Raw genomic sequence first — 17,157 nt, forward strand, 5'->3', positions numbered from 1 at the left:
ATTCCATACCTTCGGCGGGGATATTTTGTGGAACGATAATAGGGGCTATTGGCGGACGTAGTGGAGTTTGTCAAAGCTGCCCCGCCATTCGGCAACTTCATCTGCAAGCGCTTCGGGATCGTTACGGCGTAGCGCTTTCGCGATCAGGCTTGCCATGCGGGGGGCGTCGGATTCGGTGAAGCCCCAGCGGACCAGTTCCGGCGTGCCGATGCGCAACCCGTTCATGTCGCCCTCAACCGGATCAGCAGGCAGGCCGATGCCGCAGGCCAGAAAACCGGCGCGGTGCAGGGTTTTTGCGGCTGCTTGGCCGCCACCGAAATCCGCCGCAAGGATAGCGAACTGGTGCGATCGGGTGAAGCCATGATCGGCGGCGAAAACGGGCAGGCCTTCGTTTGCAAGCGCATTGGCCAGGGCGCGGGCGGTCGAGATCATTTTGGCGGCGTAATCCGCCCCGAACTCGCGCCAGTCCAGCATGGTCAGGGCCATGGCGGCCGATTTGGCGGCGTCGAAATTGGCGGTCATGCCCGGGAAGGCGATCTTGTCCAGACGCTGTGCAATATCTGCATCATTGCTGACGATCAGGCCCGAGGGCGGGCCACCTAGGCTTTTGTAGGTGCTCATCGTCATCAGATGTGCGCCTTGCGACAGCGGGTTGTCCCATGTGCCACCGGCGATGATGCCGCATTGGTGGGCGGCGTCAAACAGGACATAGGCGCCGACATCATCGGCGATGGCGCGGATTTCGGACACGGGATGCGGGAACAGGTTGAGTGATCCGCCGATGGTGATCAGGCGGGGTTTCACCCGCAACGCCAAGGCGCGCAAGCCCTCCAGATCAATGGTGTAGCCATCAGCATTGACCGGTGCCATGTGGCTGGTCAGCCCGTATAGCCCCGCGCAGCCATCGGCGTGGTGGGTGACATGGCCGCCGATGCTGGCAGGCGGGGTGATGATGTGATCCCCCGCTTTGGTCAGTGCCATAAAGGCATAAAGGTTGGCGATGGCGCCGGATGGCACGCGGATTTCGGCATAGTCGGCATTGAAGATTTCGGCGGACAGTTCGGCGGCGATCACCTCGATCTGCTCCATTGCCTCCAGTCCCGTTTCGTATTTGTCACCCGGGTAGCCAAGCGAGGGGCGGGTACCAAGGCCCGAGGCAAGGGCAGCCTCGGCACGCGGGTTCATGACATTGGTGGCGGGGTTCAGGTTGAAGCAGTCGTGTTCGTGTATCTGGCGGTTTTCGGCGATCAGGGCCTCCAGCTCTGCCGCAGTGGTCCGGGTATCGGTGCGTGCAGTGCGGCTGGCGATGTCCTGAATGTAGGCTTCAACGCCGGCAGGCACCCATGGGCGCGGGGTCAGATGGGGCATGGTGTGGCTCCTTGTCTTGGCTGGGTTTAGCTAACGGGCATTGCGGCCTTGGCGCAAATGAGTTTTCGTGTATCCTAGGGGTAGAAAAATTAAGGCTACTCTCATGTCCGTTTCCCCACCCCGCCCCAAAGGTCCGCCCCTAACGGCGCTGCGTGCATTCGAGGCGGCGGCGCGGCTGGGCGGTTTCGCAAGGGCGGCCGAGGAATTGGGCGTGACGGCGGGGGCAGTGACGCAGCAGATCAAGGGGCTGGAAGGTTGGATCGGTGCCGAGTTGTTCGAACGCCAAGCGCAAGGGGTGCGGTTATCCCCGCTGGGTGCGCGGGTGGCGGCGGATTTCACGGCGGCGTTTGATGATCTGGGTCGCGCGGTTCAAGGGTTGCGCACAGCGGCGGGCGGCAAGGTGGTGCATATCGCCACCCTGCCCAGTATCGCGCAATTGTGGCTGTCGCCGCGTCTGCCGATGATCCGGCAGGCCATGCCGGAAGTAACAGTTTCGATAACCGCGTTGGAGACCCCGCCGAATCTGCTGCGCGATACTTTTGATGTGGGGATTTTCTATAGGGAACCTCTAAAAATCCCCCAAAATCCGGCCTGACGGGGTAGAATCGTCATCAGGATGAAAATGATTCGACCGACGGGGTTTTGTCATGGGTCAGATGGGATTTTTTGATCTTTCCAGCCGATACGCGGGACTGGACAAATCTGGTGATCCGCTGGTGTTGCTCAACGACATGGTGCCGTTCGAGGATTACCGGGACGAGCTGAAGGCCATATGGCGCACGCCGCCCGAACAGCGCAAATCCAACGCTGGCCGCCCGCCTTGGGATGAGGTGCTGATATTCAAGACGATGGTTTTGCAGCAGCTCTACAACCTCTCTGACGATCAGATCGAGTATCAGATCCGCGACCGCCTGTCGTTCATGCGGTTTCTCGGCCTTGGCATTGAAGACAGCGTACCTGACGCCAAGACCATCTGGGCCTACCGTGAAAGGCTGGCCGGGGCCGGGAAGATGAAGGAGCTGTTTGACAAGTTCGATGCCTTTCTGCGCGAAAAGGGCTATCTGGCGATGGGCGGGCAGATTGTTGATGCGAGCATCGTTCCGGCGCCGCGCCAGCACAACAAAAGGGACGAGAACGAGAAAATCAAGGCGGGCGAAACGCCTGAAGAGTGGGAGGAAAAACCCCACAAGAAGCGCCAGAAGGACGTGGATGCGCGCTGGACGAAGAAGCACGGCAAGAGCTATTACGGCTACAAGAACCACATCAATGTCGACCGGCGGCACAAATTCATCCGCGCTTATGATGTCACCGATGCCGCCGTGCATGACAGCCAGGCGCTTGCCGGTCTGATTGATGCGAGCAACACCTCATCGGACCTGTGGGCCGACAGCGCCTATCGCTCGCAAAAGATCGAAAGCGAGCTGGAAGAGCGGGGGCTTCACAGCCATATCCATCACAAGGGCAGGCGCGGCAAGCCGCTTGGCGAGCGCCAGCAAAAGGCCAACCGGAGGCGCTCGAAAGTGCGGGTCCGGGTCGAGCATGTATTCGCTTTTCAGGAGCGCTCCATGGGCGGCAAGCTGATCCGCTCCATCGGCCTGAAGCGGGCGCGATTTCGCATCGGGATGATGAACCTGGTCTACAACATGAAGCGCTTCGTCCAGTTCGAATGCGGCCTGGCGGCGCCGGGATAAGGGTTCATGGGGTGAGGTGTGCCTGAAATACCCAAAACCGGCTTGAAACCGGTGAAAATGGGTTTATGATCCGAAGCAATCAGGCGGGACAGGCGAAAAACCGTCCACCCCGCCGCGAAGAAGGCGAAAACGGGAATTTACAGAGGTTCCCTATAGTGATGCGACGGCAGGCCCCTTGGTGATGCCGATCGAGGTGGACGAAATATTCCCCGTTTGCGCGCCGGACCTGGCGGCGGGTTTGTGTGCGCCCGGTGATCTGGTCAATGTGCCGCTGATTGGCGATAGTACCTGGGCGCAGGATTGGGACATCTGGCTGGGCCAATCGGGGGCTGCGGGGCAGGGGGCGACCTATTCGCTATACTCGCTGGCCGTTGCCGAGGCCGTGCAGGGTGCAGGAGTTCTGATCGGGCACAAGGCGCTGGTCGCGACGCATTTGCAGGCGGGCAGTCTGGTGGAGCCATTTGGCAAACGGGTGACTTTGGATCGGTCACTATCCTTGTTGTTGCCCCAGCCGTTGCAGGGGGAAGGGGCGGTGGTGCGGATATGCCGGATGCTGTTGAAAGGGTAAGGAATTTCCTACTGTGCGGGCAGCGAGGATATGTTAGGATGCCATATGTTTAGGTCAATGATTGCCGGCGCAATTACCGTGCTATGGATAGGATTGCCAGCGTCCGCGGCAAGCGATTATCCGTTACTAAAAGATAACCCGACGTCCGAGCATTACACGCTGGTACGGGTGAATGATTACTGGTCACCAGCCAATATCACCTACAGTCCTGCCGGAAATTTCTTTGTGCTGAACAGTCTAAAGGTTAGCAAGATCGATGCGCTGGGCAACAAGCTGTTTTCGCTGACGAACAGTGAAACCACGCATCTGCTGCCGTTTACCTATTATATCGCGACCCCCAAAGGCCTGTACAACCTGTCAAGACAGCGGCCAAAGCTGGAGCGGTTCGAACAGGTGGTGAATGATAGCAAAACACGCACCCTGACGGTTGACTCGTTTAACGAAATCTATGGGCAGGCCTATGCGGATGCGGACATCGTTGTTTATGACGAGCCGAATTATGAAGAAGGTATCGACAAATACCGCGCCTATATGTGGATCAAGGGCGGCTGGGTATTGTTTTACCTGTCGGACAGGGCAATCACGCTGGATTCGGATTATGATTTGGGGATTACGGTTAAGGAATACCCTGCCAAGTTCAATCGCACTGTGTTGCTGAGGGATGTTCAGACCAAAACCTATTCCGCCGGAAATATTGATCTGGCCGGTGATAATCCGCGTTTGATGGCGCTGTTGCCCGAACGCAAGATGCGCTATCCGGCACGGGGAAAGCTAAAGTTGCTGCACTTTAGCAAAGATCGGGTGGAAGACAGGTATCACGGGGTTCCTGTGGTTTTTACCGGCATGGCCGATTACCGGCTGAGCATTGGCAAAGAGGATCTGTTTTTCCGCGAGATCGCCCTAAAGGCCGTGCGGCAGAAACTGGACACGCAACTGCACTGGTATGTGGTGCCTGCGCCCTATCAGGACAGGACGCAGGTCGGGTTTCTTGAATTCGTGCCAATCTCGAATTTGACCAGCGAGGGCAGCGGCGGGGTTTATGTGCTTCGGCGCAGATAGCTACGAAAACGCGGCTTCCAGCGCGATTTCCACCATATCGCCAAAGGTTTTTTCCCGCTGATCCGAGGGTAGGGCCTCGTGGGTGATCAGGTGATCGGAAACCGTTAGCACCGCCAGCGCGCGGCGCTTGTGGCGGGCGGCGAGATTGTAAAGTTCAGCGGCTTCCATTTCCACCCCAAGGATGCCGTGGCGCATCATCTGTTCGGTCAGGTCGGGGCGTTCGTCATAGAACACGTCCGAGGAATAGATGCCGCCCACATGGGTGCCCACATCGCGTTTACGCGATGCGGCAACGGCGGCTTCCAGCAGGGAATAATCGGCGCAAGGGGCAAAATTGATTTCCTTGAATATCCCGCGTGACGGGGTGGACAGGGACGAAGCCGTCATGGCGATGATCACATCGCGCACTTTGACGTCTTCCTGCATGGCCCCGCAAGACCCGATGCGGATCAGCGTTTGCGCATTAAAGTCTTTCATCAGTTCGTTGGCATAGATCGACAGCGACGGCATGCCCATGCCCGATCCCTGAATGGTCACGCGGTTGCCGTTCCATGTGCCGGTAAAGCCCAGCATGCCGCGCACCTGATTGACGCATTTGGCGTCCTTCAGGAAGGTTTCAGCCGCCCATTTCGCACGATAGGGATCGCCTGGCATCAGAACGGTTTCGGCAATGTCTTCTGGTTTGGCACCGATGTGGATCGTCATGGGGGAACCTTTCTTTTTACTTGTTTCTGCCAGCCTATCGCGGGGCGTCTGGTGGGGAAAGCCAAAAACAACAAACCCCCGGGGCTGGGCCACGGGGGTCAAATTGCGACGGCCATTGGCCGCCATATTCGTATGTCACTTCCGAAAAGGGTCTGCCTTACAGCATACCTTCGCGTTGTGCTTTTTTACGAGCGAGCTTGCGCGCACGACGGATTGCTTCCGCTTTCTGGCGTGCTTTCTTCTCGGACGGTTTTTCGTAAGCCTGACGAAGCTTCATTTCACGAAAGACACCTTCGCGTTGCAGCTTCTTCTTCAGGGCACGAAGCGCCTGATCGACATTGTTATCACGAACACTGACCTGCATGTGGTTGTCACCACCTTTCTAGGTTAAAGTTGCAAAAGTTGCAGGAACTGGCCCTATAGCAAGCAATATACACTCTGTCCAGTTAGGAGATTCGGATATGCCCCAGAATACCACCCCCAAAGACGCGCTGCTGGATGCGATCCAGCCCCATGTGGCGTTTAACGGCTGGTCCGATGCCAGTTTCAAGGCGGCGGTTCAGGATGCGGGAATTGATCCGGTGGTGGCACATGCGGTGTGCCCACGCGGGGCGGTGGATCTGGCTGTGGCCTATCACAAGCGCGGTGATGCGTTGATGCTGGAACGCTATGCCCAAACCGACCTGTCCGAAATGCGCTATAGCGACAGGATTGCGGCGCTGGTGCGGATGCGGATCGAGGTGGTCGAGGACCGCGAGGTGGTGCGCAAGGCTTCCGCTTTGTTTGCCCTGCCGAAATATGCGGCCGAGGGCGCGCGGCTGATCTGGGAAACCTGCGATCTGATCTGGAACACGCTGGGGGATACGTCAGATGATATCAACTGGTATACGAAAAGGGCTACGTTATCAGGTGTTTACGGCTCGACCGTGCTGTTTTGGCTGGGAGATGAATCCGAAGGGAACGCCGAAACATGGGAATTTCTGGACCGCCGGATTGACGATGTGATGAAGATCGAAAAACTGAAGGCCAAGGTGCGGGACAACCCGCTGCTGAAGGGTCTGTTTGCCGGTCCGTTGTGGGCGATGGGCCATGTCAAAGCCCCGCGCAGCCAGTCGATGCAGGATGTGCCCGGACGTTGGGACGCTGACAAAGAGGGTGCGAAATGAGCCTGCCCGAAGTGATGCGCGCCGTCGAGATTTCTGCGCCCGGCGGCCCCGAGGTTCTGCGCCTGTGCGAACGCCCCGTGCCACAACCCGCCTATGGCGAAATTCTGATCCGGCTGGACTATGCCGGTGTGAACCGCCCTGACGCGTTACAGCGGGCGGGCAGTTATGCACCACCCCCGACCGCCAGCGACCTGCCGGGGCTGGAAGGTGCCGGTGTTGTGGTGGCGCTGGGCGATGGTGTGACCGAATGGGCGGTGGGCGATTCGGTTTGTGCGCTGCTGCCCGGCGGGGGCTATGCGGACTATGTGACCTGTCCCGCGAAACACGCCCTGCCGGTGCCCGCGGGTATGGATATGAAACAGGCGGCCTGCCTGCCGGAAACCTTTTTCACCGTCTGGTCCAACGTGTTCATGCGCGGGGGCTTGCAGGCTGGCGAGCGGTTTTTGGTGCATGGTGGCTCCAGCGGGATCGGCACAACGGCGATCCAACTGGCCAGTGCATTTGGAGCGCGGGTGTTCACCACTGCAGGGTCAGAGCAGAAGTGCAAGGTTTGCCGTGAACTGGGCGCCGAAGTGACCATGAATTACCGCGAGGCGGATTTTGTCGAGGTGATGCGCGGGCAGGGCGGGGCGAACCTGATCCTTGATATGGTCGGTGGCGATTATATCCCGCGCAACATTAAGGCGCTGGCAGACGAGGGGCGATTGGTGCAAATTGCGTTCCTGCAAGGGCCGAAGGTTGAACTGAACTTTGCCCAGATCATGATGCGGCGGCTGGTGGTGACGGGTAGCACCCTGCGCCCGCAAAGCGATCTGGCCAAGGCGCGGATTGCGGACCAGTTACGCGAAAAGATCTGGCCATTGCTTGAGGCCGGAACCATCGCGCCGGTGATGGACAGCGAATTCGCGCTGGAAGAGGCCGCCAAGGCCCACGAGCGGATCGAGGATGGCGGGCATATCGGCAAGATCGTGTTGCGGGTGCGATAGCCGGACCTTTGGGCCAGATCAATTGAAAATGCGCCGATAATCCCCATCTATAGTATGGAAGCGCGCATCACGAATGATCTGGAAAGGACAATACGATGCACGATACTAAATCAGGCCATTTCGAAGTTCTGGATGGGTTTCCGGACGATGTAGTGGCGGTTTCGGCCAAGGGTCGGATCGACCACGATGCCTATGCCAAGGAATTGCACCCGATGGTTGATGCCTCGGTTGCCGATGATGGCAAGGTCAAGCTGTTCTATGTGCTGGGACCAGAATTCGAGGGGTTCACTGCGGGGGCCGCTTGGGAAGATACCAAGCTGGGGCTGTCGCACTGGAGCGACTTTGAACGGGTTGCAGTGGTGACCGATGTTGGCTGGGTTGAAATGGGGGTCAAACTGTTTGCCCCGTTGATGCGCGGTCGCGTGCGGGTGTTTGGCATGGCGGATTGGGATCAGGCCAAAGCGTAGGTCACTGAGGATGATACGCAGGCGGTTGCCTAGCGGATCGGATCAAACAACGCATCCGTCATAGCGCAATCGCGCACCACATCCGCCCCGCATTCACGCGGTTCAAAATTCATGGTTAGGCAAATTCGCGCCTCTTGAATCCTGCCCTGTTTGCAGGTGATGGTAACCATATCTGCCGTCATACCGGGGTTGGATTTCAGGAAGGCCTCTTCGATTACCGAGGCAGGCAGTTTCACGGTATGGTCCAGTTTGCGTAATACCGGCGGGCGCACCACGGCGTTATAAGCGTTGCGCGCCGCTGCAAAGTATTCCTGCGAGGTCAGGCCGGAACAGCGCCCGTGTTTCTTCCACTGATGCCACGCCAACCCGCCCGAGGCCATAACATCGGCCATCGCATTGGTTTCACCTCGGGATGGCGGGCGGGCGGATGTGTTGCAGAAACTGGGATAGCCGCGTTCGTTTTGTGGCCACAGCCCGTGCAGGATCCAGCCGTAATCATAACGGGTATCGCATTGCCGTGCGTGGCGTGCATCCCCCTCGATTGCACACCATGTGGGCGACCAGGACAGCGACAAAACGTAATAGTCAAAGTCACCCGCGCGTTCGCCTTCTGCCTGTGCGGCAGGGGCGGTCAGGGCAAAGGCCAGCAGGATAAACAGGATTTGACGCATTTACTCTTTCCTCTTTCACTTTGGCGCACTATATAGCGTTCAAGTTCCCTGACAATGCGAACCCGCTTCGAACCCGAAGCAGCCCATTCAGGGCACAGGGAAGATTTGTGCGAAGATATGCTTTAGGAGTGTAAGATGGCTAAACCGATCATGGCAAAGGCAACCGCCGTATGGCTGGTGGATAACACAACGTTGACCTTTAAACAGGTTGCCGATTTCTGCGATTTGCACGAGTTGGAAGTGCAGGGGATTGCCGATGGTGATGTGGCTGCGGGGGTAAAGGGGTTTGATCCGATTACCAACAACCAGTTGACCCGCGAAGAAATCGAAGCCGCCGAAAAAGACCCCAAGCACAAGCTGAAGCTGAAGTATTACGCCGCAGCCGAAGGTGAACAAAAACGCCGTGGCCCGCGCTATACACCACTGTCCAAACGTCAGGACCGGCCTGCGTCCATCCTGTGGCTGGTGAAATTCCACCCCGAACTGGCAGACAGCCAGATCAGCAAACTGGTCGGCACCACCAAGCCAACCATTCAGGCATTGCGCGAGCGCACCCACTGGAATATTTCGAACATTCAACCGATCGACCCCGTTGCACTGGGCCTGTGTAAGCAGAGCGAACTGGATGCAGCCGTTAAAAAGGCCAACGACAAGCTGGCCAAAGAGGGCAACGTGATGTCGGATGACGAGCGCCGCAAGCTGGTTTCGACCGAACAATCGCTGGGCGCACCGGAAGAACCCAAGATGCCCGCCGCAATCGAGGGGCTTGAGACCTTCACACTGGCAGACGAGCCAAAGGTTAAAGAAGCGCCGATTGATGCGGACAGTTTCTTTAACCTGCCCGAAGATTCGGGCAAGGACGAAGACGAAAAAGAACCAAAGTAGGCCATACGAGGTAGTGTCGCGAGTTTGGTGGAAATTCGAGGACGGCGTAATCTCCGGGTGCATCGAAGCCACCCAACCGGCGGCTGGAACCGCCAAGGAGATCACGCCATGACAAAGAATACAGCAACATCGACATCCGCGCTACTGGCCAATGAAGCAGGCTATGACCCGATTGAAGACCGGCTGCGCCAGAACATCCGCGCGACGATCGAGGCGGTTTTCGAAGAGGAGCTGGAGCAGTTTCTGGGCCGTTGCCGGTATGGCCGCAGCGGCGGGGCAAAGGCCGGATACCGCCACGGGCATCGCGAGCGGCAACTGGTCGGAACATTTGGAACCGAAACGGTGCGCGTGCCGCGTGCGCGGATCACAGGCGAGGCCGGCAAGGCCAGAGAATGGCGCTCGAAGGCATTGCCCCGCTACCAGCGGCTGACGAAGAAGGCCGAGGCGCTGATCGCTGCTGTCTACCTTTCGGGCACCAACACACGGCGGGTAAAACGCGCCCTGTTCGGCCTGTTTCAGGGGGCGGTCAGCAAGGATGTGGTGAGCCGCGCCTGGCGCAAGGTGAAGGTGGACTGGCAGGCGTGGTGCGCCCGCAGCCTTGCGGATGAAGACATCGTGCGGCTGATCCTGGACGGCACCGTGATCAAAACGCGGATTGACAGGAAGGCCACCAATATCTCGGTTCTGGCCGCGATTGGCGTGCGCCGGGATGGGCAGAAGGTCTTGTTATCACTGATGAACATGGGCGGCGAAAGCACCTCCGCCTGGCGTCAGTTCATCAACGATCTGGATGCGCGCGGGTTGAAACGGCCCGAATTTGTCATCGTGGACGGGGCACCGGGACTTGAGGTCGCTCTCATTGCCCTCTGGGGTGAAGATCTGCCGATCCAGAGGTGCACGGTGCACAAGCACCGCAACCTTCTGGCCAAGGCACCCAAGCGTATGCATGATGAGTTGAGAGGTGGTCGCGGAAATTCGGACCAGTTGTTAAGGTGGATCGACTTATGAGAAAGACGATTCAAAATGACGAAACGAAAGAACCATTCTCCCGAATTCAAAGCCCGCGTTGCGCTTGAAGCAATCCGCGAGGAAATGACGATGGCGGAGCTGTCGAAGAAGTATGGTGTGCATCCAACCCAGATTGGCACATGGAAACGAGCAGCGATTGAAAACATGGCCACGGCATTTTCCAGACGGGGCCGTGATCCTGATCGGGTTGATGAAGCCCAGATTGAGAAGCTGCACTCCAAGATTGGTCAGCTGGTCGTGGAACGGGATTTTTTAGCCAACGCCTCGCAACAGTTGCTCGGGAAGCGAGGCAAAAAATGGTGAGCCGTGAGCATGATCTGAGTGTGCGACGACAATGCGGGCTACTTTCTCTGGCGCGCTCGAACCTGTATTACCAGCCAAAAGGCGAAAGTGCTGAAAATTTGCGGTTCATGACAATAATCGACAAGCAATTCTTGCAGACGCCGTGGTATGGATCACGGCAAATGGCCCGGCACATGCAGCGCCAAGGTTACAAGTGTGGTCGCCACAGGGTCCGCCGTTTGATGCGGCTGATGCGGTTGGTTCCGATCTACCAGACGCCCAACACGAGCAAGAAACATCCGCAGCATAAGATCTACCCGTATCTGCTGCGAGACCTGACGATTGATCGTCCAAACCATGTGTGGTGCGTAGATATCACCTACATTCCGATGCAGCGCGGGTTCCTCTATTTGGTCGCGATCATGGACTGGCACAGCCGCAAGGTTTTGAGCTGGAGATTGTCAAACAGCATGGAGGCAGATTTTTGCGTTGAAGCCCTGAAAGAGGCTATGGCCAAATACGGCAAGCCCGATATCATGAACAGCGACCAGGGCAGCCAGTTCACCGGGTTTGAATGGACGCAGGCGCTGAAAGAAGCCGACGTGAAAATCTCGATGGATGGCAAAGGTCGCTGGGTCGATAACCGGATGATCGAGCGGCTTTGGCGATCCTTGAAATACGAATGCATTTACCTCAACGCATTTGAAACGGGTTCGCAGACCCGCGCCGGGATCGGGAAATGGTTGGCTTACTACAACACCGAGCGCCCGCATTCCACCCACGGAATATTGACCCCGGATGAAGCCTATGACAGAAAAACAAAACCAATGAGTTTGGCAGCCTAAATGAAACCCTGATCCATCTTAAACTGGCTGCTGACTGGTCAAAAAAGTGGGACCACCTCTGTTGACAGAAGATTACCGCGACATGATCTACGCCAAAACACCCGAGGAAATCGCCACCCGCCGCAAGGCATTTCTGCGAAAATGGCGGCTGAAATGCAAGGCCGTCGCTGACAGCTTGGAAGAAGCAGGAGATAAGCTTTTCACCTTCACGCGTCTGCCACAAGGCCAGTGGAAATCGGCCAGAACGACAAATGCGATCGAACGCCTGAACGAGGAATTCCGCCGCCGCATCAAGACCCAGACCGTGCTGCCATGCGCCGAGACCGTGCCGATGCTGCTTTGGGCTCTGATGGCCTCGGGGCAGATCGTCATGCGAAAGGTCGATGGCTGGGAAACGCTCGCTCAGCCCGTCGCCGACGCAACCCTTGACCAAGCCGCCTGACCGGCGCATAACTCAACCCGCTCGGAGGTGCCTGAAATCAATTTCCACCACTTTCGAGACACAACCTGCCCGTCTGGGCGCAATACATTGGCGAACTGTTTCCCTTGACCCATTTCCTGCGAATAATACGCGCGGTGATGCTTAAGGGGGCCAGTCTGGAAGCGGTCAGCGCACCCATGGCTGCAATGCTGCTGTTCACATTTGGTTTCGGCCTGTTGGCGCTTTTACGATTCCGCCGAACACTGGATTAAAGGATCAAATAGCGGCCCGACACCGTGCTGGCGCAACTCGCTACCTGCACGCTCCAGTATCAGGCAATCAACCCCGTGCTTTCGGGCAAATGCACGTCCATCGGACAACCCCAAAACCAGAATGGCGGTGGCCATCGCATCCGCCGTCATCCCGTCTGACGCTACCACAGTGACACCGGCAATGCCAGGCTGTGCGGGGCCACCCATGCGGCGGTCCATCGTGTGGGAAAACCGGGTTTGGCTAACTTCGACCCAGTGGCGGTAATCGCCTGATGTGGCCACGGCCGCGTCCTGCAATTCCAGCATCGATAGCGGCAGGCGGACATCATAGGCGGGTTTTTCGATTACCACACTCCAAGGGGTGCTGTCGGGTTGCACACCTTTGGCGCGCAGCTCCCCGTCCAGTGCCACAAGGGCCGAAGGGATGTTGAAATCATCGCAAGCCTGCATCATCCGGTCCACACCGTATCCTTTGGCGATGCCGGACAGATCCAGCGCCAGCGGGGCCAACTTGCGGGCGCGAATGCCCTGTTCGTCCAGTTCCAGAAGCTCGTGTGTAGGGCGTCGCGGTTGGCCCAGATTGGCGCGGATCGCGATTTCGTCGGCATTATCGGCCCCAAAACCCCAGGCATTGACCAGATCACCCAGCCCGATGTCGAATGCCCCGTCCGAGGCCTGACCAATTTCCAGCCCGCGCACCAGCACCTGCATCAGTTCGGGCGGGGTTTCCACCCACTCCCCGACCGGTGCCGCGTTCAGGCGCATCAGGTCACTGTCCGCTTTCCAAGTGGACATCTGCGCATCCACCTGCGCCACCGCATCTGGAATCCCCAGTTCTGTTTGCCACATGTGAATTCCAGATAGTCCAGCAACGGGCGGATCGGTGTTTCTTGTGCCTTGAACCAATCCACGTCCCGCCGGTAGGGATGAAACTTACCGCCATGCATCGAGGCCTGATATGGCTCTTTGTCCAGGACCACCCCGATGGCCGTGAAGGATTGCAACCCGTCGGGTTTGCGCATCACTTCGCTTGGAGAATAATAAACCACGCGATCGCCGGGGTGGATGCGTTTCAAGGGTGGCAGTTTGCCATGGTTCACTTGCATGAAACCTTGCGTGCGGCCAACACGGACATGTTCGGCCGAAGCCACGGCAATCCAGTTTTCAGACATGTGTTCTCCTGTGAAATGCTTGTTTATCAGGGGTAGCACAGGTTCTTGTCAGAAAATGGCAGGATAAATCAGCATAGGCATTTGGTTTATACCGCGTATTATTAACTTGGGGGAACCTCTGTAAATTCCCGTTTTCGCCTTCTTCGCGGCGGGGTGGACGGTTTTTCGCCTGTCCCGCCTGATTGCTTCGGATCATAAACCCATTTTCACCGGTTTCAAGCCGGTTTTGGGTATTTCAGGCACACCTCACCCCATGAACCCTTATCCCGGCGCCGCCAGGCCGCATTCGAACTGGACGAAGCGCTTCATGTTGTAGACCAGGTTCATCATCCCGATGCGAAATCGCGCCCGCTTCAGGCCGATGGAGCGGATCAGCTTGCCGCCCATGGAGCGCTCCTGAAAAGCGAATACATGCTCGACCCGGACCCGCACTTTCGAGCGCCTCCGGTTGGCCTTTTGCTGGCGCTCGCCAAGCGGCTTGCCGCGCCTGCCCTTGTGATGGATATGGCTGTGAAGCCCCCGCTCTTCCAGCTCGCTTTCGATCTTTTGCGAGCGATAGGCGCTGTCGGCCCACAGGTCCGATGAGGTGTTGCTCGCATCAATCAGACCGGCAAGCGCCTGGCTGTCATGCACGGCGGCATCGGTGACATCATAAGCGCGGATGAATTTGTGCCGCCGGTCGACATTGATGTGGTTCTTGTAGCCGTAATAGCTCTTGCCGTGCTTCTTCGTCCAGCGCGCATCCACGTCCTTCTGGCGCTTCTTGTGGGGTTTTTCCTCCCACTCTTCAGGCGTTTCGCCCGCCTTGATTTTCTCGTTCTCGTCCCTTTTGTTGTGCTGGCGCGGCGCCGGAACGATGCTCGCATCAACAATCTGCCCGCCCATCGCCAGATAGCCCTTTTCGCGCAGAAAGGCATCGAACTTGTCAAACAGCTCCTTCATCTTCCCGGCCCCGGCCAGCCTTTCACGGTAGGCCCAGATGGTCTTGGCGTCAGGTACGCTGTCTTCAATGCCAAGGCCGAGAAACCGCATGAACGACAGGCGGTCGCGGATCTGATACTCGATCTGATCGTCAGAGAGGTTGTAGAGCTGCTGCAAAACCATCGTCTTGAATATCAGCACCTCATCCCAAGGCGGGCGGCCAGCGTTGGATTTGCGCTGTTCGGGCGGCGTGCGCCATATGGCCTTCAGCTCGTCCCGGTAATCCTCGAACGGCACCATGTCGTTGAGCAACACCAGCGGATCACCAGATTTGTCCAGTCCCGCGTATCGGCTGGAAAGATCAAAAAATCCCATCTGACCCATGACAAAACCCCGTCGGTCGAATCATTTTCATCCTGATGACGATTCTACCCCGTCAGGCCGGATTTTGGGGGATTTTTAGAGGTTCCCTATTCTTGTTTTCAGAAACTTCGTCAAGAGTATTATGAACTGTAGGTTGTGTTTTGCGGTAAATGGGGATTCCACCAAAGCATGGTAAACTGTTTATGTCGCACACACTGTTTTTAAAGAGGCTTGGTTGTGTCTCGAAAGTGGTGGAAATTGATTTCAGGCACCTCCGAGCGGGTTGAGTTATGCGCCGGTCAGGCGGCTTGGTCAAGGGTTGCGTCGGCGACGGGCTGAGCGAGCGTTTCCCAGCCATCGACCTTTCGCATGACGATCTGCCCCGAGGCCATCAGAGCCCAAAGCAGCATCGGCACGGTCTCGGCGCATGGCAGCACGGTCAGAGGTGGTCGCGGAAATTCGGACCAGTTGTTAAGGTGGATCGACTTATGAGAAAGACGATTCAAAATGACGAAACGAAAGAACCATTCTCCCGAATTCAAAGCCCGCGTTGCGCTTGAAGCAATCCGCGAGGAAATGACGATGGCGGAGCTGTCGAAGAAGTATGGTGTGCATCCAACCCAGATTGGCACATGGAAACGAGCAGCGATTGAAAACATGGCCACGGCATTTTCCAGACGGGGCCGTGATCCTGATCGGGTTGATGAAGCCCAGATTGAGAAGCTGCACTCCAAGATTGGTCAGCTGGTCGTGGAACGGGATTTTTTAGCCAACGCCTCGCAACAGTTGCTCGGGAAGCGAGGCAAAAAATGGTGAGCCGTGAGCATGATCTGAGTGTGCGACGACAATGCGGGCTACTTTCTCTGGCGCGCTCGAACCTGTATTACCAGCCAAAAGGCGAAAGTGCTGAAAATTTGCGGTTCATGACAATAATCGACAAGCAATTCTTGCAGACGCCGTGGTATGGATCACGGCAAATGGCCCGGCACATGCAGCGCCAAGGTTACAAGTGTGGTCGCCACAGGGTCCGCCGTTTGATGCGGCTGATGCGGTTGGTTCCGATCTACCAGACGCCCAACACGAGCAAGAAACATCCGCAGCATAAGATCTACCCGTATCTGCTGCGAGACCTGACGATTGATCGTCCAAACCATGTGTGGTGCGTAGATATCACCTACATTCCGATGCAGCGCGGGTTCCTCTATTTGGTCGCGATCATGGACTGGCACAGCCGCAAGGTTTTGAGCTGGAGATTGTCAAACAGCATGGAGGCAGATTTTTGCGTTGAAGCCCTGAAAGAGGCTATGGCCAAATACGGCAAGCCCGATATCATGAACAGCGACCAGGGCAGCCAGTTCACCGGGTTTGAATGGACGCAGGCGCTGAAAGAAGCCGACGTGAAAATCTCGATGGATGGCAAAGGTCGCTGGGTCGATAACCGGATGATCGAGCGGCTTTGGCGATCCTTGAAATACGAATGCATTTACCTCAACGCATTTGAAACGGGTTCGCAGACCCGCGCCGGGATCGGGAAATGGTTGGCTTACTACAACACCGAGCGCCCGCATTCCACCCACGGAATATTGACCCCGGATGAAGCCTATGACAGAAAAACAAAACCAATGAGTTTGGCAGCCTAAATGAAACCCTGATCCATCTTAAACTGGCTGCTGACTGGTCAAAAAAGTGGGACCACCTCTCAACCATCGTGATTGCCGGTGCCTTGAGCGACACAGAGGCCGGCAAAGCTGTCGACGCGCTGCTGGGGGGGCTGCCCGAAGGCGGGCCGGTTGATCCGCCTGCCATTCAGGCTGATTTCACCCCACGACGGATATTGCTGCTCCAACCGGATGCTGAAGCCAGTTCACTGACGTTTATTGGCCCGCTCCCGCCGACGGCGGAAGGCCATGAATTCGACGATATTATTTTGGTAAAGGCCCTTGGCGTGGGGGAAGGCAGCGTCTTATTCAATGCTGTGCGCACTGACCTGCGCGCGGCCTATGGTTTTAGTGCCGGATTGGGGGCGTTTTCCCGGGCTAACCGGTTTCTGGTCCTGCGCGGGCAAGTGGAAACCAGCAAAATGGCGCAGGTGGAAGAGGCTGTTCTGAAGGCTTACACCACTTTTCGTGAAACCGGTCCGGAGGGGCCAGTGTCCAACCTCAAGGCCCCATTTGCGGCTAATATTCAGAAAACGGCAGGGCAACCGGCAAGTGTGTCTTTTTCGGGAGTAATGCCCGAAAGTTGGTGATGGGGTGATTGGGTGGCATATCATGGCGGTGTTGACGC

At 57.3% G+C, this 17,157-nt stretch carries 20 protein-coding genes and 2 pseudogenes; 13 read left to right on the forward strand and 9 right to left on the reverse strand.

Annotation, left to right across the window (positions count from 1 at the left end; genetic code table 11):
* Positions 1-45 precede the first annotated feature (45 nt).
* Positions 46-1,368, reverse strand: a complete 1,323-nt coding sequence (gene glyA, locus ACQY4M_RS01335) for a serine hydroxymethyltransferase (protein WP_428539855.1) — start codon at positions 1,366-1,368, stop codon at positions 46-48.
* Positions 1,369-1,471: 103 nt separating this feature from the next.
* Here glyA and ACQY4M_RS01340 point away from each other — a divergent pair, with 103 nt between their 5' ends.
* The 4 genes from ACQY4M_RS01340 (at position 1,472) to ACQY4M_RS01355 (ending at position 4,686) form a co-directional block, all read left to right on the forward strand.
* The gene (locus ACQY4M_RS01340; RefSeq protein ID WP_428539858.1) at positions 1,472-1,963 is read left to right on the forward strand and encodes a LysR family transcriptional regulator; all 492 of its coding nucleotides are present in this window, start codon (positions 1,472-1,474) and stop codon (positions 1,961-1,963) included.
* A gap of 52 nt (positions 1,964-2,015) precedes the next feature.
* Positions 2,016-3,059: an IS5 family transposase gene (locus ACQY4M_RS01345; protein ID WP_428539227.1), complete on the forward strand. Its 1,044-nt coding sequence runs from the start codon at positions 2,016-2,018 to the stop codon at positions 3,057-3,059.
* Positions 3,060-3,240: 181 nt separating this feature from the next.
* A complete protein-coding gene (locus ACQY4M_RS01350; protein WP_428539904.1) occupies positions 3,241-3,627 on the forward strand; it encodes a LysR substrate-binding domain-containing protein in 387 nt (128 codons plus the stop codon).
* 78 nt (positions 3,628-3,705) lie between these two features.
* Positions 3,706-4,686, forward strand: coding sequence for a hypothetical protein (locus ACQY4M_RS01355; protein ID WP_428539861.1), 981 nt, complete (start codon positions 3,706-3,708; stop codon positions 4,684-4,686).
* Here ACQY4M_RS01355 and deoD read toward each other — a convergent pair whose 3' ends face one another.
* Positions 4,687-5,391, reverse strand: a complete 705-nt coding sequence (gene deoD / locus ACQY4M_RS01360) for a purine-nucleoside phosphorylase (protein ID WP_428539864.1) — start codon at positions 5,389-5,391, stop codon at positions 4,687-4,689.
* Between the two features lie 157 nt (positions 5,392-5,548).
* Positions 5,549-5,755 carry a 30S ribosomal protein S21 gene (rpsU, locus tag ACQY4M_RS01365; RefSeq protein WP_118943652.1) on the reverse strand — a complete coding sequence of 69 codons (207 nt, stop codon included), beginning with the start codon at positions 5,753-5,755 and terminating at the stop codon, positions 5,549-5,551.
* A 97-nt stretch (positions 5,756-5,852) separates the two neighbouring features.
* On the opposite strand from rpsU, the gene ACQY4M_RS01370 reads away from it, so the two are divergent.
* The 3 genes from ACQY4M_RS01370 (at position 5,853) to ACQY4M_RS01380 (ending at position 8,010) form a co-directional block, all read left to right on the forward strand.
* Positions 5,853-6,557: a COQ9 family protein gene (locus ACQY4M_RS01370; protein ID WP_428539868.1), complete on the forward strand. Its 705-nt coding sequence runs from the start codon at positions 5,853-5,855 to the stop codon at positions 6,555-6,557.
* A 2-nt stretch (positions 6,558-6,559) separates the two neighbouring features.
* Positions 6,560-7,543, forward strand: a complete 984-nt coding sequence (locus ACQY4M_RS01375; protein WP_428539907.1) for an NAD(P)H-quinone oxidoreductase — start codon at positions 6,560-6,562, stop codon at positions 7,541-7,543.
* A 95-nt stretch (positions 7,544-7,638) separates the two neighbouring features.
* Positions 7,639-8,010, forward strand: a complete 372-nt coding sequence (locus ACQY4M_RS01380; protein WP_428539871.1) for an STAS/SEC14 domain-containing protein — start codon at positions 7,639-7,641, stop codon at positions 8,008-8,010.
* A gap of 29 nt (positions 8,011-8,039) precedes the next feature.
* On the opposite strand, the gene ACQY4M_RS01385 is transcribed toward ACQY4M_RS01380, so the two are convergent.
* Complete coding sequence (locus ACQY4M_RS01385) at positions 8,040-8,681, reverse strand: ribonuclease T2 family protein (protein ID WP_428539874.1); 642 nt, start codon at positions 8,679-8,681, stop codon at positions 8,040-8,042.
* Positions 8,682-8,816: 135 nt separating this feature from the next.
* Here ACQY4M_RS01385 and ACQY4M_RS01390 point away from each other — a divergent pair, with 135 nt between their 5' ends.
* The 4 genes and pseudogenes from ACQY4M_RS01390 to ACQY4M_RS01405 form a co-directional block, all read left to right on the forward strand.
* On the forward strand, positions 8,817-9,566 hold the full coding sequence (locus tag ACQY4M_RS01390) for a DUF1013 domain-containing protein (RefSeq protein WP_428539877.1): 750 nt from the start codon (positions 8,817-8,819) through the stop codon (positions 9,564-9,566).
* Positions 9,567-9,674: 108 nt separating this feature from the next.
* Positions 9,675-10,523: pseudogene (locus ACQY4M_RS01395) on the forward strand (IS256 family transposase); the annotation flags it as partial.
* Between the two features lie 66 nt (positions 10,524-10,589).
* Positions 10,590-11,722 (forward strand): IS3 family transposase gene (locus ACQY4M_RS01400; RefSeq protein WP_428539245.1). Its coding sequence is split into 2 segments (ribosomal slippage): positions 10,590-10,842 and positions 10,842-11,722, totalling 1,134 coding nucleotides; the frame shifts between segments, so codons are not numbered across the junction.
* A gap of 61 nt (positions 11,723-11,783) precedes the next feature.
* Positions 11,784-12,164 (forward strand): annotated as a pseudogene (locus ACQY4M_RS01405) (transposase); the annotation flags it as partial.
* 224 nt (positions 12,165-12,388) lie between these two features.
* On the opposite strand, the gene ACQY4M_RS01410 reads toward ACQY4M_RS01405, so the two are convergent.
* The 5 genes from ACQY4M_RS01410 to ACQY4M_RS01430 form a co-directional block, all read right to left on the reverse strand.
* Positions 12,389-13,210 (reverse strand): FAD:protein FMN transferase, encoded by an 822-nt coding sequence (locus ACQY4M_RS01410; RefSeq protein WP_428539880.1) that lies wholly within the window; start codon positions 13,208-13,210, stop codon positions 12,389-12,391.
* Positions 13,180-13,587: an EVE domain-containing protein gene (locus ACQY4M_RS01415; protein ID WP_428539883.1), complete on the reverse strand. Its 408-nt coding sequence runs from the start codon at positions 13,585-13,587 to the stop codon at positions 13,180-13,182. Before ACQY4M_RS01415 ends, ACQY4M_RS01410 begins: the two co-directional genes overlap by 31 nt.
* Entirely contained in the window at positions 13,580-13,783 is a 204-nt protein-coding gene (locus ACQY4M_RS01420) for a hypothetical protein (RefSeq protein ID WP_428539886.1), read from the reverse strand. The genes ACQY4M_RS01415 and ACQY4M_RS01420 overlap by 8 nt, the downstream gene beginning before the upstream one ends.
* 65 nt (positions 13,784-13,848) lie before the next feature.
* Positions 13,849-14,892, reverse strand: coding sequence for an IS5 family transposase (locus tag ACQY4M_RS01425; protein ID WP_428539227.1), 1,044 nt, complete (start codon positions 14,890-14,892; stop codon positions 13,849-13,851).
* Positions 14,893-15,170: 278 nt separating this feature from the next.
* Positions 15,171-15,377 (reverse strand): hypothetical protein, encoded by a 207-nt coding sequence (locus tag ACQY4M_RS01430; protein ID WP_428539889.1) that lies wholly within the window; start codon positions 15,375-15,377, stop codon positions 15,171-15,173.
* A 1-nt stretch (position 15,378) separates the two neighbouring features.
* Between ACQY4M_RS01430 and ACQY4M_RS01435 the strand changes: the two genes are divergently transcribed.
* Together ACQY4M_RS01435 and ACQY4M_RS01440 are read left to right on the forward strand one after the other, a co-directional pair.
* A protein-coding gene (locus tag ACQY4M_RS01435) for an IS3 family transposase (protein ID WP_428539245.1) occupies positions 15,379-16,511 on the forward strand; the annotation gives its coding sequence in 2 pieces (ribosomal slippage) (positions 15,379-15,631 and positions 15,631-16,511; 1,134 coding nt in all).
* A 68-nt stretch (positions 16,512-16,579) separates the two neighbouring features.
* Entirely contained in the window at positions 16,580-17,119 is a 540-nt protein-coding gene (locus ACQY4M_RS01440; RefSeq protein WP_428539892.1) for an insulinase family protein, read from the forward strand.
* The last annotated feature ends 38 nt before the right edge of the window (positions 17,120-17,157 follow it).

Origin of the sequence: Profundibacter sp., from assembly GCF_965277155.1 — a bacterium.
Taxonomy (GTDB): Bacteria; Pseudomonadota; Alphaproteobacteria; order Rhodobacterales; family Rhodobacteraceae; genus Profundibacter.

What these genes read in the sequence shown, in the direction of transcription:
- ACQY4M_RS01380 (WP_428539871.1), top strand. Translation starts at nt 7,639, where the DNA reads ATGCACGATACTAAATCAGGCCATTTCGAAGTTCTGGATGGGTTTCCG.
- ACQY4M_RS01420 (WP_428539886.1), bottom strand. Translation starts at nt 13,783, where the DNA reads ATGATCCGAAGCAATCAGGCGGGACAGGCGAAAAACCGTCCACCCCGC.
- ACQY4M_RS01385 (WP_428539874.1), bottom strand. Translation starts at nt 8,681, where the DNA reads ATGCGTCAAATCCTGTTTATCCTGCTGGCCTTTGCCCTGACCGCCCCT.
- ACQY4M_RS01370 (WP_428539868.1), top strand. Translation starts at nt 5,853, where the DNA reads ATGCCCCAGAATACCACCCCCAAAGACGCGCTGCTGGATGCGATCCAG.
- rpsU (WP_118943652.1), bottom strand. Translation starts at nt 5,755, where the DNA reads ATGCAGGTCAGTGTTCGTGATAACAATGTCGATCAGGCGCTTCGTGCC.
- ACQY4M_RS01390 (WP_428539877.1), top strand. Translation starts at nt 8,817, where the DNA reads ATGGCTAAACCGATCATGGCAAAGGCAACCGCCGTATGGCTGGTGGAT.
- ACQY4M_RS01345 (WP_428539227.1), top strand. Translation starts at nt 2,016, where the DNA reads ATGGGTCAGATGGGATTTTTTGATCTTTCCAGCCGATACGCGGGACTG.
- deoD (WP_428539864.1), bottom strand. Translation starts at nt 5,391, where the DNA reads ATGACGATCCACATCGGTGCCAAACCAGAAGACATTGCCGAAACCGTT.
- ACQY4M_RS01425 (WP_428539227.1), bottom strand. Translation starts at nt 14,892, where the DNA reads ATGGGTCAGATGGGATTTTTTGATCTTTCCAGCCGATACGCGGGACTG.
- ACQY4M_RS01415 (WP_428539883.1), bottom strand. Translation starts at nt 13,587, where the DNA reads ATGTCTGAAAACTGGATTGCCGTGGCTTCGGCCGAACATGTCCGTGTT.
- ACQY4M_RS01410 (WP_428539880.1), bottom strand. Translation starts at nt 13,210, where the DNA reads ATGTCCACTTGGAAAGCGGACAGTGACCTGATGCGCCTGAACGCGGCA.
- ACQY4M_RS01340 (WP_428539858.1), top strand. Translation starts at nt 1,472, where the DNA reads ATGTCCGTTTCCCCACCCCGCCCCAAAGGTCCGCCCCTAACGGCGCTG.
- glyA (WP_428539855.1), bottom strand. Translation starts at nt 1,368, where the DNA reads ATGCCCCATCTGACCCCGCGCCCATGGGTGCCTGCCGGCGTTGAAGCC.
- ACQY4M_RS01350 (WP_428539904.1), top strand. Translation starts at nt 3,241, where the DNA reads ATGCCGATCGAGGTGGACGAAATATTCCCCGTTTGCGCGCCGGACCTG.